14 protein-coding genes and 4 tRNA genes are annotated in these 14922 nt (G+C 57.1%); 3 read left to right on the top strand and 15 right to left on the bottom strand.

All coding sequences use genetic code 11. The features are described from left to right. Positions 1–40 precede the first annotated feature (40 nt). The 10 genes from AC07YV_RS12690 to AC07YV_RS12645 all read right to left on the bottom strand — a co-directional run bounded on the left by AC07YV_RS12690 (position 41) and on the right by AC07YV_RS12645 (position 9581). Positions 41–1912 (bottom strand): SurA N-terminal domain-containing protein, encoded by a 1872-nt coding sequence (locus AC07YV_RS12690; protein ID WP_102702177.1) that lies wholly within the window; start codon positions 1910–1912, stop codon positions 41–43. 233 nt (positions 1913–2145) lie between these two features. Next, positions 2146–2418: an HU family DNA-binding protein gene (locus AC07YV_RS12685; protein WP_002552737.1), complete on the bottom strand. Its 273-nt coding sequence runs from the start codon at positions 2416–2418 to the stop codon at positions 2146–2148. A 149-nt stretch (positions 2419–2567) separates the two neighbouring features. Next, positions 2568–4964: an endopeptidase La gene (gene lon, locus AC07YV_RS12680; RefSeq protein ID WP_015094303.1), complete on the bottom strand. Its 2397-nt coding sequence runs from the start codon at positions 4962–4964 to the stop codon at positions 2568–2570. Between the two features lie 317 nt (positions 4965–5281). Next, positions 5282–6565, bottom strand: a complete 1284-nt coding sequence (clpX, locus tag AC07YV_RS12675; RefSeq protein WP_007982210.1) for an ATP-dependent Clp protease ATP-binding subunit ClpX — start codon at positions 6563–6565, stop codon at positions 5282–5284. Positions 6566–6677: 112 nt separating this feature from the next. Further along, positions 6678–7313: an ATP-dependent Clp endopeptidase proteolytic subunit ClpP gene (clpP, locus tag AC07YV_RS12670; protein WP_015094302.1), complete on the bottom strand. Its 636-nt coding sequence runs from the start codon at positions 7311–7313 to the stop codon at positions 6678–6680. 93 nt (positions 7314–7406) lie between these two features. Continuing rightward, positions 7407–8717: a trigger factor gene (gene tig, locus AC07YV_RS12665; protein ID WP_102702178.1), complete on the bottom strand. Its 1311-nt coding sequence runs from the start codon at positions 8715–8717 to the stop codon at positions 7407–7409. A 385-nt stretch (positions 8718–9102) separates the two neighbouring features. Then, positions 9103–9178, bottom strand: a tRNA-His gene (locus tag AC07YV_RS12660). Positions 9179–9255: 77 nt separating this feature from the next. Further along, positions 9256–9340: transfer RNA gene (locus AC07YV_RS12655), tRNA-Leu, on the bottom strand. 56 nt (positions 9341–9396) lie between these two features. Then, a tRNA-His gene (locus AC07YV_RS12650) sits at positions 9397–9472 on the bottom strand. Between the two features lie 32 nt (positions 9473–9504). Continuing rightward, a tRNA-Arg gene (locus tag AC07YV_RS12645) sits at positions 9505–9581 on the bottom strand. 274 nt (positions 9582–9855) lie between these two features. On the opposite strand from AC07YV_RS12645, the gene folD reads away from it, so the two are divergent. Together folD and pbpG are read left to right on the top strand one after the other, a co-directional pair. Beyond that, the gene (gene folD, locus AC07YV_RS12640) at positions 9856–10710 is read left to right on the top strand and encodes a bifunctional methylenetetrahydrofolate dehydrogenase/methenyltetrahydrofolate cyclohydrolase FolD (protein ID WP_102702179.1); all 855 of its coding nucleotides are present in this window, start codon (positions 9856–9858) and stop codon (positions 10708–10710) included. A 237-nt stretch (positions 10711–10947) separates the two neighbouring features. Next, complete coding sequence (pbpG, locus tag AC07YV_RS12635) at positions 10948–11886, top strand: D-alanyl-D-alanine endopeptidase (protein ID WP_015094299.1); 939 nt, start codon at positions 10948–10950, stop codon at positions 11884–11886. Between the two features lie 105 nt (positions 11887–11991). Here pbpG and AC07YV_RS12630 read toward each other — a convergent pair whose 3' ends face one another. The 3 genes from AC07YV_RS12630 to AC07YV_RS12620 all read right to left on the bottom strand — a co-directional run bounded on the left by AC07YV_RS12630 (position 11992) and on the right by AC07YV_RS12620 (position 13261). Further along, the gene (locus tag AC07YV_RS12630; RefSeq protein ID WP_102702180.1) at positions 11992–12207 is read right to left on the bottom strand and encodes a hypothetical protein; all 216 of its coding nucleotides are present in this window, start codon (positions 12205–12207) and stop codon (positions 11992–11994) included. Between the two features lie 17 nt (positions 12208–12224). Beyond that, positions 12225–12431 (bottom strand): DUF6021 family protein, encoded by a 207-nt coding sequence (locus tag AC07YV_RS12625; protein WP_102702181.1) that lies wholly within the window; start codon positions 12429–12431, stop codon positions 12225–12227. Between the two features lie 95 nt (positions 12432–12526). After that, positions 12527–13261 carry a C39 family peptidase gene (locus AC07YV_RS12620; RefSeq protein ID WP_102702182.1) on the bottom strand — a complete coding sequence of 245 codons (735 nt, stop codon included), beginning with the start codon at positions 13259–13261 and terminating at the stop codon, positions 12527–12529. 179 nt (positions 13262–13440) lie between these two features. On the opposite strand from AC07YV_RS12620, the gene AC07YV_RS12615 reads away from it, so the two are divergent. After that, complete coding sequence (locus AC07YV_RS12615; protein WP_173900859.1) at positions 13441–13602, top strand: hypothetical protein; 162 nt, start codon at positions 13441–13443, stop codon at positions 13600–13602. Between the two features lie 137 nt (positions 13603–13739). Here the strand turns inward: AC07YV_RS12615 and AC07YV_RS12610 are convergent, their stop codons facing one another. Both AC07YV_RS12610 and AC07YV_RS12605 read right to left on the bottom strand, forming a co-directional pair. After that, entirely contained in the window at positions 13740–14489 is a 750-nt protein-coding gene (locus AC07YV_RS12610; protein ID WP_102702183.1) for a TerC family protein, read from the bottom strand. Positions 14490–14518: 29 nt separating this feature from the next. Next, on the bottom strand, positions 14519–14761 hold the full coding sequence (locus AC07YV_RS12605; protein ID WP_102702184.1) for a hypothetical protein: 243 nt from the start codon (positions 14759–14761) through the stop codon (positions 14519–14521). Between the last annotated feature and the right edge of the window lie 161 nt (positions 14762–14922).

Genomic DNA, 14922 nt, shown 5'->3' with positions numbered 1-14922 from the left:
CGGCCGGGGTCTCCTGTGTCGCGCTAAACCTGGTCAGGCATCAGTATTTCTTGATGTCCGCCTGGCTTTCCAGCTGCTTGCGATACGCCGCAAAGTCTTGCTGGCCGATGCGCGAAGCGAGGTAGCGACGGTACTGCGCTTTCTCTTCTTCGGTCGGCGCCGCTGCTTCGTTCACGCCGTTGAGGCGCACGATCATCAGGCTGCCATCCGCCAGCGTCACGCTGGTGAAGGTCGGCTTGTCCTTGGCCACCGGCTTCGCCATGCGGAACAGCGCTTGCAGCACAGCAGGGTCGACCCCTTCCTGAGCGCGGGTCGCCGCTTCGGTGACTTTCCAGGCCTGGCCGTCGACGGCCTGATCCAGCGGGGTCTTGCCATCGCGCAGGTTGGCGATCAAGGCTTCAGCCTTGGTCTTGGCATCGGCGCTGGCGTGTTCCTTGGCCAATTGCCCGCGGATAGCCGCATCAACGCTTTCCAGCGGCAGTTGCGAAGGCTTCAGGTGCTCCTTGGCACGCAACACGATCACGGTTTCCGGATCGAGTTCGATGGCGGTGCTGTTCGCACCCTCATCCAGGACTTCCGGGCTGAACGCGGCAGTGATCACGGCACGGTTGGCTGCAATGCCCTCACCGCCTTCGCGGCCGAACGGCTTGGACGTCTGTACGGTCAGTTTCAGGTCCTGCGCCGGCTGAGCCAGATCGGACGCTTCGAACGAGGCGTCTTCCAGCTGCTTGCTCGCCTCAACGAAACGCTGCTCGACTTGCTGGGTTTTCAGCGCACGGGTCAGCTTGTCTTTCAGGCTGGCGAAGGTTGGCACTTCAGGCGCTTCCACACCCAACAGCTTGATCAGGTGGAAACCGAAGTCGGTGCGAACCGGCGTCGAAACCTGGTCCTTGGCCAACGAATACAAGGCTTTTTCGAACGCCGGGTCGTAGACACCGGGACCGGCAAAACCAAGGTCACCGCCGTTGTTCGCCGAACCCGGATCCTGGGAGAACTCCTTGGCCAGCACCTCGAACTGCTCACCCTTGGCCAGACGGGCCTGGATCTCTTCGATCTTCGCCTTGGCTTGCGCCTCGGTGGTCTTGTCGTTCACTTCAATCAGAATGTGCGCAGCCCGGCGTTGCTCGGACAGGTTCGCGATTTCTTTCTGATAGGCCGCTTGCAGGTCTTCGTCGTTGACGCTGACCTGGTCGAAGAAGGAAGCCTTCTTCAACTCGAGGTAGTCGATGACCACCTGATCCGGCGTCATGAATTCCTTGGCGTGCTCGTCGTAATAGGCCTTGACCTCTTCGTCGGTCAGCTTCACAGCCGACGGGTCAGCCTTGATGTTCAGCGAAGCGAAATCGCGGGTCTGTTTTTCCAGACGGGCAAATGCCAGTACCTGCGCATCGGTCACGAAACCGCTACCGGCCAGACCGGCACGCAGCTGGCCAATCAGCATTTCCTGAGCCAGCATCTGGCGGAATTGCATGCGGGTATAGCCGAGCTGGCGAATCACCTGGTCGAAACGCTCGGAGCTGAACTTGCCATCAACCTGAAATTCCGGTGTTTGCAGGATGACCTGGTCAAGTGCCGCTTCGGAAAAGGCAAACTTCGATTGCTCTGCGCCTTGCAGCAGCAGCTTGCGATCGATCAGGCCCTTGAGAGCCGATTCGCGCAACATTTTTTCATCCAGCAAGGAAGCATCGAAATCCTTGCCCAGCTGTTGCATGAGCTGGCGGCGTTGCATATCGACCGCCTGGCTCAGCTCGTTCTGGCTGATTTCTTCACCATTGACCTTCGCCGCTTCATTCTTGCTCGTCGTGGCCTGAAAAATGGCGTCGAAACCGGTCAAGGCCATCAGTGCAACGATGACCCCGATAATAGTCTTGGCAATCCAGCCTTGTGAATTGTCCCTGATATTCTGCAGCATGCGTCCCCCAGAAACGGTTGAACTTCAAAATTAGGCAACCGTGGAGCGTGGGTAGAATCCGGATAGAAGAAAGGCGCATCCGAGGATGCGCCTTCTCGTAACTGGCGGAGCGGATCAAGGACTCGAACTGGCGACCCTTGGTGTCTTGAACCGGCGACCTGCAGTCAGGACTGCCGCTCCGCTGCCAAGTCAGGCATGACCCCGACCCGGATGGGTAAAAACCTGAATCGAACTTAGTTGACAGCTTCTTTCAGTGCTTTACCGGCTTTGAAACCTGGTTTTTTGGCTGCTGCGATTTCCAGCGTCTTACCGGTCTGTGGGTTACGACCGATGCGAGCTGGACGATCGGTTACGGAGAAAGTACCGAAACCAACCAGAACAACAGAGTCGCCAGCCTTGAGAGCGCCAGTGACGGATTCGATTACAGCGTCCAGCGCACGGCCAGCAGCAGCTTTCGGGATATCAGCGGATGCAGCGATAGCATCAATCAGTTCCGACTTGTTCACTCTAAGTCCCCTTATATCTATTTGAGTATGATTCTAAGTTTTTTTGGTGAAAGCAAAAACGAGTGCTGAATGGCCTACAGACACTTAAGAGCCGCTTTATAACAAGGGCTCTAAAAAACTGTCAAGGAAGCCCCCCAGGCAAATACGTACTAATGCGTGCTAATTCTTTCCTTAGAATCCGCGTCACGTTTCTCATCCTTCGCGACTATCTCCGGAGCCACGTCCGGCAAGGGCTCCGGCGCGTATTGCAACGCAATTTGCAGGACCTCGTCAATCCATTTAACCGGTTTAATCTGTAGATCCTGCTTGATATTGTCCGGAATCTCTTTGAGATCGCGCACATTCTCTTCAGGAATGATCACGGTCTTGATCCCGCCACGATGGGCAGCCAGCAGTTTTTCTTTCAAGCCGCCAATGGCCAGCACCTGGCCGCGCAAGGTGATTTCGCCGGTCATGGCGACATCCGCACGCACCGGAATGCCGGTCAATGCCGAAACCAGGGCCGTACACATGCCCACGCCAGCGCTAGGGCCGTCTTTCGGGGTCGCCCCTTCAGGCATATGGATGTGCGTGTCGCGCTTCTCATGGAAGTCCAGGGGAATGCCCAGGCTCTTCGCCCGACTGCGAACAACGGTCAACGCGGCCGTGATCGACTCGACCATCACATCACCCAGGGAACCGGTCTTGATCAACTGGCCCTTGCCCGGTACCACAGCGGCTTCGATGGTCAGCAGTTCGCCACCCACCTGAGTCCACGCCAGCCCGGTCACCTGGCCGATCTGATCCTGCTGCTCGGCCAGGCCATAGCGGAATTTACGCACGCCCAGGAAGTGCTCCAGCATGTCTGCGGTGACCTTCACCGAGAAGCGTTTTTCCAGCGCATGTTCCTTGACGGCCTTGCGGCAAACCTTGGCAATCTGCCGCTCAAGGCCACGCACACCGGCTTCACGGGTGTAGTAGCGGATGATGTCGCGAATCGCTTCGGCGTCGAATTCCAGCTCGCCTTTTTTCAAACCGTTGGCAGTGATCTGCTTCGGCGAAAGGTACTTCACGGCGATGTTGATCTTCTCGTCTTCGGTGTAGCCCGGCAGACGGATCACTTCCATCCGGTCCAGCAGCGCCGGCGGGATGTTCATCGAGTTCGAAGTGCACAGGAACATCACATCGGACAGGTCGTAATCGACTTCCAGATAGTGATCGTTGAAGTTGTGGTTCTGCTCGGGATCGAGCACTTCCAGCAACGCCGATGCCGGATCGCCGCGCATGTCGCTGCCCATTTTGTCGATTTCATCGAGCAGGAACAGCGGGTTGCGCACACCCACTTTTGTCATTTTTTGAATCAATCTTCCTGGCATCGAACCGATGTAAGTACGGCGATGACCACGAATTTCCGCCTCGTCACGCACACCACCGAGGGCCATGCGTACGAACTTGCGGTTGGTGGCATGCGCAATCGACTCCGCCAGGGACGTTTTACCGACCCCGGGAGGACCAACCAGGCACAGCACCGGACCACGAATCTTCTTCACGCGTTTTTGCACGGCGAGGTATTCGAGGATGCGCTCCTTGACCTCTTCGAGGCCATAGTGATCGGCATCCAGAATGTCTTCGGCACGCGCCAGATCCAGGCGTACCTTGCTCTGGGCCTTCCACGGCACCTGAACCAGCCAGTCGATGTACGAACGCACCACGGTCGCTTCCGCGGACATCGGTGACATCTGCTTGAGCTTGTTCAGTTCGGCAGTCGCCTTGGCCAGCGCGTCTTTCGGCAAGCCGGCGGCGTCGATACGCTTTTTCAGCTCTTCGACTTCGTTATGACCTTCGTCGCTGTCACCGAGCTCTTTCTGAATGGCCTTCATCTGCTCATTCAGGTAGTACTCGCGCTGGCTGCGCTCCATTTGTTTCTTGACGCGGCCGCGAATGCGTTTTTCGACTTGCAGCAGATCGATCTCGGCATCGAGCAACGCCAGAACGTGCTCGACCCGGGCCGACAGATCGATGATTTCGAGGATTTCCTGCTTCTGCTCGATCTTCAGGGCCATGTGCGCGGCCATGGTGTCCACCAGGCGACCTGGCTCATCGATGCTGTTGAGCGACGAGAGGACTTCAGCCGGGACTTTCTTGCCCAACTGCACGTATTGCTCGAACTGGGACAGCAGGCTGCGAACGAACACCTCCGACTCGCGCTCTGGTGCGTCAACTTCGTCGATCAGGGAGACTTCGGCACGGCAGTGGCCGTCCACTTCGCTGAAGCGCTCAACGGCGCCCCGCTGCTCACCTTCGACCAGGACCTTGACCGTGCCGTCAGGCAGCTTCAGCAGCTGCAGAACGGTGGCAATCGTACCCACGCGGTACAGGGCCTCTTCACCGGGATCGTCGTCAGCCGGGTTTCTCTGGGCCAGCAGAAGAATCTGCTTGTCACCCGTCATCGCAGCCTCGAGGGCTTCGATGGATTTCTCGCGCCCCACGAACAGCGGGATAACCATGTGCGGATAAACCACGACATCACGCAATGGCAGGAGAGGCAATTCGATGGTTGTCTTCATGATTTCGCCTCTACGGCGGCCGTAAGGCCGTAAACAGATGGAAGTAAGCTTGAAACCAAGATGGGGGCTGCTCTGGAAAAAAACAAGCAGATAAAGGAACGACTTTTAAGATCGAAGCCTGCAGGGGGCTGGATACTTCGCATAACCCTGTAGGAGCTACCGCAGGCTGCGATCTTTTGATCTTGCTCTTTTGAAAAGCAAAGTCAAAAGATCGCAGCCTGCGGCAGCGCCTACAAAAGCCAGCCGCCGTTTCGGCGAGCCAGCCCCAAATAGCAAAGGGGCCCGAAGGCCCCTTCTTTGTTCAAGCTGCGTGACGCTTAAGCGTCTGGCGCGGCCTTGGCGGTCGGCTCACTGTTTTCATAGATATACAGTGGCTTGGACTTGCCTTCTATCACGCTTTCATCGATCACTACTTTGCTCACCTCGGATTGCGAGGGGATTTCATACATAGTGTCGAGCAATACACCTTCGAGAATCGAACGCAGGCCACGGGCACCGGTTTTACGCTCCAGGGCACGCTTGGCGACCGATTTCAGAGCGTCGGATCGGAATTCCAGATCAACGCCTTCCATCTCGAACAGCTTGGCATACTGCTTGGTCAGAGCATTTTTCGGCTCGGTGAGGATCTGCATCAACGCAGCCTCATCAAGCTCGTCCAGCGTCGCAAGGACCGGCAGACGACCGACGAATTCCGGGATCAGACCGAACTTGACCAGATCGTCAGGCTCGACTTCACGCAGGGACTCACCGACTTTCTTGCCTTCTTCCTTGCTGCGCACTTCCGCGTTGAAACCGATACCGCCCTTGGTGGAACGGTTTTGAATAACCTTTTCCAGACCGGAGAACGCACCACCGCAGATGAACAGGATGTTACGGGTGTCGACCTGAAGGAATTCCTGCTGCGGATGCTTGCGACCACCTTGAGGCGGAACGGAAGCGACCGTGCCTTCGATCAACTTGAGCAGGGCCTGCTGCACGCCTTCACCGGAAACGTCCCGGGTGATCGACGGGTTGTCGGATTTGCGCGAAATCTTGTCGATTTCATCGATGTAGACAATGCCCATCTGGGCTTTTTCCACGTCGTAATCGCATTTCTGCAGCAGCTTCTGAATGATGTTCTCGACATCCTCACCCACGTAACCCGCCTCGGTGAGGGTGGTTGCGTCGGCGATGGTGAACGGAACGTTCAGCAAGCGGGCCAGTGTTTCGGCAAGCAGGGTCTTACCCGAGCCTGTCGGGCCGATCAGCAGGATGTTGCTCTTGCCGAGTTCGACGTCGTCATTCTTTTTGTCACGCTGATTCAGGCGCTTGTAGTGGTTGTACACCGCTACGGCCAGAACCTTTTTCGCACGCTCCTGACCAATCACATACTGATCAAGGATGCCGCTGATTTCTTTAGGCGAAGGCAATTTATGCGCGCTGCTTTCGGCCTGTGCTTCCTGCACCTCCTCGCGGATGATGTCATTGCACAGGTCGACGCACTCGTCGCAGATAAAGACCGAGGGGCCGGCAATCAATTTGCGTACTTCATGCTGGCTTTTGCCACAGAAGGAGCAATAGAGCAGCTTGCCGTTGTCCTCGCCGTTGCGGGTGTCAGTCATTCGTTCGATCCAAATCCGATAGGCTTGCAACACAAGATGAAGGCTATTGCGGGCTTTTTCAAGCCCGCAGGTGATCGGACCCGCCGACCAACCTTATTTTGAGCTGCTTATTTTAAGCAGGGCGCTGACTGATCACTTCGTCGATCAACCCGTACTCACGCGCAGCGTCCGCACTCATGAAATTATCGCGGTTGGTATCGCGCTCGATTTCTTCAAGCGTGCGCCCGCTGTGCTTGGCCATCAGCGTGTTGAGACGCTCACGAATGAAGAGGATTTCCTTGGCGTGGATTTCGATATCCGACGCCTGGCCCTGGAAACCGCCCAGTGGCTGGTGAATCATCACACGCGAGTTCGGCAGGCAGTACCGCTTGCCCTGGGCACCGGCCGTCAGCAGGAATGCGCCCATGCTGCACGCCTGACCGATACAGGTGGTCGACACATTAGGCTTGATGAACTGCATGGTGTCGTAGATCGACATGCCCGCCGTCACCGAACCGCCCGGGGAGTTGATATAGAGATGGATGTCCTTGTCCGGGTTTTCCGCTTCAAGGAACAGCAGTTGCGCACAGATCAGGTTGGCCATGTAGTCCTCTACCGGGCCAACCAGAAAGATCACTCGCTCCTTGAGCAGGCGCGAGTAGATGTCGTAGGCGCGCTCGCCACGAGCGGACTGCTCGACAACCATCGGGACCAGGCCGCCTGCGGCCTGGATATCAGAGTTCTGCTGAATATACGAATTACGGAACATGCTCTGCAGTCACTCCCAAATAGTTATGTCTTGAATACGCATAAGCCAGCACGAAGGCTGGCTTATGGTGTTTGCTTCTTACCGCAAAAGTGATCAGTCGGCTTGTGGTGCTTCTACCGGCTTGACCGCTTCTTCGTAAGAGACCGATTTGTCGGTCACGCTAGCTTTCTGCAGAACAGTATCCACAACTTGTTCTTCCAGCACAACCGAACGAACTTCGTTCAGTTGCTGATCGTTTTTGTAGTACCAGGACACAACTTGCTCAGGCTCCTGATAGGCCGAAGCCATTTCCTGAATCATCTCGCGAACGCGGGTTTCGTCTGGCTTGAGGTCGAATTGCTTGACCACTTCAGCCACGATCAGACCCAGCACTACGCGGCGCTTGGCTTGCTCTTCGAACAGCTCGGCCGGCAGTTGGTCAGGCTTGATGTTGCCGCCGAACTGCTGGACAGCCTGCACGCGCAGACGGTCAACTTCGTTGGACAGCAGAGCCTTTGGCACTTCGATCGGGTTGGTGGCCAGCAGACCGTCCATTACCTGATTCTTGACCTTGGATTTGATCGCCTGACGCAGCTCACGCTCCATGTTCTTGCGAACTTCGGCGCGGAAGCCTTCCAGACCGGTTTCCTTGATGCCGAATTGGGCGAAGAATTCTTCAGTCAGTTCTGGCAGCTTTGGCTCGGAAACGGTGTTGACAGTCACGGTGAACTCGGCGGTTTTGCCAGCCAGGTCCAGGTTCTGATAGTCCTCTGGGAAGGTCAGGTTCAGAACGCGCTCTTCACCGGCCTTGGCGCCAACCAGGCCATCTTCGAAACCAGGGATCATGCGGCCGGAACCCAGAACCAGCTGGGTACCCTTGGCGGAACCGCCAGCGAACACTTCACCGTCGACCTTGCCGACGAAATCGATGTTCAACTGGTCTTCGTTCTGGGCAGCGCGGTCGGCCACTTCGAAACGGGTGTTCTGCTTGCGCAGGATTTCCAGCATCTTGTCCAGATCGGCGTCAGTCACGTCAGCGCTCAGACGCTCGACGGCGATACCGTCGAAACCGGCAACGGTGAACTCAGGGAACACTTCGAATACGGCTACGTATTCCAGGTCCTTGCCCGCTTCCAGGGATTTTGGCTCGATCGAAGGCTGACCAGCCGGGTTCAGCTTCTGCTCAACCACAGCTTCATAGAAGGAAGACTGGATCACGTCGCCTACAGCTTCCTGGCGAGCGTCAGCACCGAAACGGCGCTTGATTTCGCTCATTGGCACTTTGCCTGGACGGAAGCCAGCAATCTTGGCCTTTTGGGCGGTCTGCTGCAGACGCTTGTTGACCTGGCTCTCGATGCGCTCAGCCGGCACGGTGACGCTCATGCGGCGCTCAAGAGCAGTAGTATTTTCAACAGAAACTTGCATGGATATTCCTCGTTGCACAGACGTTAGCCGGCCGTTTCCGACCCCAGAATCAAGGGCATGCATTCTAGTGGGTCAAACTCAAGAAGTCACCCTACTGAAAACGGGTAAAAAAGCAGCAGGCAATTTATAGGGGCGAATACACCAATGCACCTCGCCCCGATGGCAAATACAACCAATCACGCCAAGGCTCTGCGCCGACCGTTCCTATATAGAAGAGGTCGCCAATCATCTCCCTGACAGCCGGTCTCGCAAGCAAGACCGGCGGACAGGACCGCATCATCGAGAAACATAAATACGACGAAACGCCCCGCCCCTGCGACCCTGAACCTGCGGCCGCCGAAACAAAAAAGGCGCCAGACTTTTCAATCTGGCGCCTTTCGAAATATGGGGTGGACGATGGGGATCGAACCCACGACAACGGGAGTCACAATCCCGTGCTCTACCAACTGAGCTACGCCCACCATATTGCCTGTTAAAGAAGCCAAACAACTTCTTTATCAAGCTCCAGCCAGGCCAACAGCCTGATCGAAGCTTTATTTGGTGCGGATGAAGAGACTCGAACTCTTACGCCTCGCGGCGCTGGAACCTAAATCCAGTGTGTCTACCAATTCCACCACATCCGCGGATGAAGCCGTTAAAGCAAAGGCGCCAGACTGTTAATCTGGCGCCTTTCGAAATATGGGGTGGACGATGGGGATCGAACCCACGACAACGGGAGTCACAATCCCGTGCTCTACCAACTGAGCTACGCCCACCATATCGCGTTACTTGTGCCAAAGCTGCCTAATGGCGCACCCGGCAGGACTCGAACCTGCGACCATCCGCTTAGAAGGCGGATGCTCTATCCAGCTGAGCTACGGGCGCCTTGTTAGCTGTACCCTTGGAGGACTACAAACTAAGTGCTTTCCAGTCTTGCAGAACCGTAATCCCGCTCAACCTTCCTAACCAGTGCTAGGCTGTGCCCGACAAGTGCGACGAATAGTATAGAGCCACCCGAAGGTCGTCAAATCCTTTTTAAAAAAAATTCATTTAATTAAAGGAGTTAGGGGAATTTGCAGACCAAGCGCCTTTGCCCTCACCGCATGACATGCGAGAATGCGTTCTCTTTTTTTCCCCTCTCGATGGTTAATCACGCGCAATGACTGCACAACTAATCGACGGCAAATCGATCGCCGCCAGCCTGCGCCAGCAGATCGCCCAACGTGTCACCGAGCGTCGCCAGCAAGGCCTGCGCACGCCCGGCCTCGCGGTGATCCTGGTCGGTAGCGATCCTGCCTCTCAGGTTTATGTCTCGCACAAGCGTAAAGACTGTGAAGAGGTCGGCTTTCTGTCCCAAGCTTATGACCTGCCTTCCGAAACCACTCAAGAAGCGCTGACCGAGCTGATCGATCGCCTGAACGACGATCCTGCGATCGACGGCGTTCTGCTCCAGCTTCCGCTTCCCGAACACCTGGACGCCTCCAGACTGCTGGAGCGCATTCGTCCGGACAAAGACGTCGACGGCTTCCATCCTTATAACGTCGGTCGCCTGGCCCAGCGTATCCCGCTGCTGCGCCCATGCACCCCCAAAGGCATCATGACCCTGCTGGAAAGCACCGGGGTCGATCTTTACGGGATGAATGCCGTGGTCGTCGGTGCATCCAATATCGTTGGCCGCCCGATGGCGATGGAGTTGCTGCTGGCCGGTTGCACCGTGACGGTCACCCACCGCTTTACCAAGGACCTGGCCGGTCATGTCAGCCGTGCGGACCTGGTCGTCGTCGCCGCCGGCAAGCCGGGCCTGGTCAAGGGCGAATGGATCAAGGAAGGCGCGATCGTGATCGATGTCGGCATCAACCGTCAGGACGATGGCAAGCTGGTCGGTGACGTGATCTATGAAACCGCCCTGCCCCGCGCCGGCTGGATCACTCCGGTGCCGGGCGGCGTTGGCCCGATGACCCGTGCCTGCCTGCTGGAAAACACCCTGTACGCCGCTGAAACCCTGCACAGCTGAGTTTCACCGCAGACGCGGACAGCGAATCGAAGAACCCCGCCCTTGGCGGGGTTTTTTTTGCCTGCGAAACACACGCGACCACCCGACGGAAAATGACATTTTTTTCATGTTTCTCAGGACTTTCGCCTGTTGTTTGAACAACCATCGACAGTTATTCAGCCATACTCCAGAATGTCGCGCTTTTTACGAAATAGCCCGTTACAGAACGGCTTATCAACACTTTGTGAGTCTGCCAGCGTGAAAATCCGTCTTTCGATCCTGAGCCTATTTTTTGCAGTTACAGGGACTTTCCTCACGCCAATCGCCAGTGCTGATGAGACCACCGCAGCGCCGCGAGATACGAAGACACTCAAGCTCGCTTCCGGCAGCTCCTTGCTGCTGGACATGCAGACCAACAAAGTCATCTATGCCAGCAATCCTGACGTCGTCGTCCCCATCGCGTCCGTCAGCAAACTGATGACCGGCCTGGTCGTGGTTGAAGCCCGCCAGAACATGGATGAATACATCAACATCAACATCAGCGACACACCGGAAATGAAAGGCGTGTACTCCCGGGTCAAGCTCAAGAGCGAACTGCCCCGCCGGGAAATGTTGCTGATTGCCCTGATGTCATCCGAAAACCGCGCCGCTGCAAGCCTGGCCCACCACTATCCGGGCGGCTATGCCGCGTTCATTGCTGCCATGAACGCCAAGGCTCGGGCGCTGGGCATGACCAACACGCATTTCGTCGAGCCGACCGGTCTCTCCCCGCGCAACGTGTCGACCGCTCGCGATTTGAGCAAACTGTTGATCGCCGCGCACAAGTACCCGCTGTTGACCGAGCTGAGCACGACCAAGGAAAAAACCGTCTCGTTCCGTAAACCCAACTACAGCCTGGGTTTTCGCAACACCGACCATTTGGTCCGCAAGCCGGACTGGGACATCCAGCTGACAAAAACCGGTTTCACCAACGAAGCAGGCCACTGCCTGGTGCTGGTGACCCGAATGAGTAACCGTCCGGTGGCCCTGGTGATCCTTGACGCCTATGGCAAGTACACCCATTTTGCCGATGCCACGCGCATGCGTAATTGGGTAGAGAGCGGAAAGAGCGCAGACGTGCCTTCCGTAGCCTTGCAGTACAAGGCAGACAAAAACCTCAAGCAGCGGCAGAGCGGCGTGGTTGAAGCGTCGCAGTAACCTTGCTGCAAACACATGAAAAAGCCCCGATCACTCGGGGCTTTTTTTTAGTACTTCAATCTGTAGGAGCTGCCTTCGGCAGCTCCTACAGGTGAACCCGGTTATTCAGTCGTTGGGCAGCGGCATCTGGTCGTCGTCCGGGATGCCGTCGCCGGTACTTGGATCTCTCCACCCCTTCGGCTTTTCAGTGGGCGCCACCGTTGGCCGCGCCAGCGGATCCCTCAACGGGCTGTCCGGATCCATCACCGGGTCGGTGCTTTGCTCGGGGGTCGTGGGGACAGTTTCCGGACCTTTGTCGTCAAAACTGGAATCGGTAGACATACACACCTCCATTGAACCTAAAGTTTCAGATCACCCAGTGGATCGTAGGGCTTTGCCGGAGCCTTGGGGTTGTCACCCGGCTTCACATCCCTCGGTGCCTTGGCGGGCCCGATCGGGTCGACCTGAGGATCGGCAAGGTCAGGGGAATCGGGGTCGTAACCCAGCTCATCGCCAGAGGAATGTTCAGACGAGTGCGGACCGACGGGCGTTGTGGAATGAGCCATGGGTGCCTCCTGATCTCGGCCCGGAGCAATGATCCGGGCCTATGAAGATCAGAGGCTGGCGGCGAGCGATGGTGCCCGTCGGGTGACCAACGGACTCAGTGTGCGGCCAGGGCCTTTTTCGCCTTGGCGGCAGCCTGCTCCTGACCGGCCTGAGCCAGCTCGTTGGCGGCCTTGAGCCAGCGCTGCTGATCGACCTGAGACGGAATTTGCGTCGGGTTCTGGATCAGCACGGCCCAGCCACCGGCGTCCTTGAATGCCGACTCGAAGGCGCTGAAGCTCATCAGTTCGCGGCGATCCATCCCCGCACGCAACAGGACCGTCTGCTTCTGGCGGTTGTAGCCGGCCAGAATGGCGTAACGCGGTTCGGCCCACATGGCCGAGCCCTCGGTGAAGCGCACCATCACCGGATAACCGGCGGCGACCTGCGTCAACAAGGCCGCAAGATTGCTGTCGAGGGGATAAACCACCATCCCGTACTCGCGGGCCAGGTTCTGCATGTTCTGTTGCAACTGCGCTTCGCCCCCCGGCAAATGCAAGGGCTTTTCGAGCAAGCCCGGGGTGATCACGATGCCCTGCTGGGACAGCATGCTGGCCAGCACCTGCGGCCCGCTTTGATACGCATCGCCCCGGTAGAATCGGCCGCTGAGTTCGACACGCTCCGGCAAACGCTTGATCTCGGGCGTAACGCTCCCGGCACAACCCGCCAGGCTCGCCACGCAACCGGCCATCAGCATGGCCGACAAAATTCGAGAAAATACCCGCACCATCAGCTCTCTCTTGTTCAGGTTCAGACGCCAGGCAATCCCATTCCCGGCTCGGTCGTCGATCATAGGTCGCCGCGCTGCCAGGGTATAGCTTTAAACGGCAGACGCGTGCATTCGATAGAGCGAACTGGTTGGTGACTGCCGACTTTCGGTCAATAGTCTGAAATGCAGTAACGGCTAGACTGTGTTCTAAAGAGACGACAGCGAAGCGTGTGTGCCCGCAGCAGGGCAAAGAGGAGGCACAGATGAGCCTGACCATGATCATTGCGATGTTGATTTGCAGCTGGCTGGCGGTAGCCGCCGCCATGCTGTGGGGCGTGCTGCGCATCACTCGCCGCCACCATCACCCTCCCGTTCAACCTGCAAAACCCGCCAAGGCAACCCGCCGCCACGCCAGCGCCCACTGACCTGAATTTCAAACAAAAACGCCTGAACACATCCCTGTAGGAGCTGCCGCAGGCTGCGATCTTTTTTCCAGAAGATCAAAAGATCGCAGCCTGCGGCAGCTCCTACAAGGTGTTCAGGCGTTTCCTTTTAGCGGCGGTCAGACTTCCGTGGCTACACGCTTCTGCCTGGCCCGGCGGGACATCATGTTCAACACCTCGATCGAAGCCGAGAATGCCATGGCCGCATAGACGTAGCCTTTCGGTACATGGGCGCCAAAGCCTTCGGCAATCAGCGTCATGCCGATCATGATCAGGAAGCCCAGGGCCAGCATCACCACCGTCGGGTTGTCGTTGATGAACTTGGCCAACGGATCAGCGGCAAACAACATCACCAGCACCGACACCACCACCGCGATAATCATGATCGGCAAATGCTCGGTCATGCCGACAGCGGTAATGATGCTGTCGATGGAAAACACCATGTCCAGCATCAGGATCTGACCGATCGCCGCGGCAAAGCCCAGGGTCACGGTGGATGTCTTCGACGTCGGATCATCCGGCGCCGGGTCCATGCTGTGATGGATCTCGGTGGTCGCCTTCCACAACAGGAACAGGCCACCGGCGATCAGGATCATGTCTTTCCAGGAAAACGCGTGGCCGAGAATCTCGATCACCGGAGCGGTCAACTGGACGATGAACGCGATGGTGCTCAGCAGGCCCAATCGCAGGATCAGCGCCATGCCGATACCGATGCGCCGCGCCTTCTGTCGGTGTTGCTCGGGCAGCTTGTTGGTCAGGATCGAGATGAAGATCAGGTTATCGATGCCGAGCACGATTTCCATCACCACCAGGGTGGCCAGGGCAACCCAGGCAGTGGGGCTGGCGGCAAGTTGTAAAAGGTAGTCCATGGGTCAGTCCTGACTCGTTGTAATACGGTTTAGATTTCCTGGGAGGAAGATTCGGTTTTTTCCGATTCTTTTTCCGATGATTCTTTTTTGCTGATCAACCCGCCGGTGGCATCGCTGAGCGCCTGTTCGGCGGCCTTGTGGGTATCGTCAATCGCTTGTTTGGCGCTTTCGGCCGCCTTGCCCATCAACTGTTGCGCGCTTTTCTCGGCCTGGTCGCAACCGGCCAATACCAGTAAAGATGTGATCAACAGCGCCGTGGCTTTAATTTTCATGATGCTCCCTCGATAGAACGAACGGGACCGAAACGATGGCCCGTTGATAGCGATGCATTCTAGGGAAGCAAACACTTCAGTAAAATTCGTATTTTTGCGGTATATACTTCGATTTTTACGAATCCAGACCTTCTTGCTTTTGTGTAGGAGCTGCCGAAGGC

The organism is Pseudomonas sp. GW456-E7, from assembly GCF_059424105.1.
The sequence above is the reverse complement of the archived record's forward strand: the minus strand, read 5'-3'. Positions and strand labels throughout refer to the sequence as shown.

What these genes read in the sequence shown, in the direction of transcription:
- folD (WP_102702179.1), top strand. Translation starts at nt 9,856, where the DNA reads ATGACTGCACAACTAATCGACGGCAAATCGATCGCCGCCAGCCTGCGC.
- AC07YV_RS12690 (WP_102702177.1), bottom strand. Translation starts at nt 1,912, where the DNA reads ATGCTGCAGAATATCAGGGACAATTCACAAGGCTGGATTGCCAAGACT.
- AC07YV_RS12615 (WP_173900859.1), top strand. Translation starts at nt 13,441, where the DNA reads ATGAGCCTGACCATGATCATTGCGATGTTGATTTGCAGCTGGCTGGCG.
- AC07YV_RS12620 (WP_102702182.1), bottom strand. Translation starts at nt 13,261, where the DNA reads ATGATCGACGACCGAGCCGGGAATGGGATTGCCTGGCGTCTGAACCTG.
- clpX (WP_007982210.1), bottom strand. Translation starts at nt 6,565, where the DNA reads ATGACTGACACCCGCAACGGCGAGGACAACGGCAAGCTGCTCTATTGC.
- clpP (WP_015094302.1), bottom strand. Translation starts at nt 7,313, where the DNA reads ATGTTCCGTAATTCGTATATTCAGCAGAACTCTGATATCCAGGCCGCA.
- AC07YV_RS12610 (WP_102702183.1), bottom strand. Translation starts at nt 14,489, where the DNA reads ATGGACTACCTTTTACAACTTGCCGCCAGCCCCACTGCCTGGGTTGCC.
- tig (WP_102702178.1), bottom strand. Translation starts at nt 8,717, where the DNA reads ATGCAAGTTTCTGTTGAAAATACTACTGCTCTTGAGCGCCGCATGAGC.
- lon (WP_015094303.1), bottom strand. Translation starts at nt 4,964, where the DNA reads ATGAAGACAACCATCGAATTGCCTCTCCTGCCATTGCGTGATGTCGTG.
- AC07YV_RS12625 (WP_102702181.1), bottom strand. Translation starts at nt 12,431, where the DNA reads ATGGCTCATTCCACAACGCCCGTCGGTCCGCACTCGTCTGAACATTCC.
- AC07YV_RS12630 (WP_102702180.1), bottom strand. Translation starts at nt 12,207, where the DNA reads ATGTCTACCGATTCCAGTTTTGACGACAAAGGTCCGGAAACTGTCCCC.
- AC07YV_RS12605 (WP_102702184.1), bottom strand. Translation starts at nt 14,761, where the DNA reads ATGAAAATTAAAGCCACGGCGCTGTTGATCACATCTTTACTGGTATTG.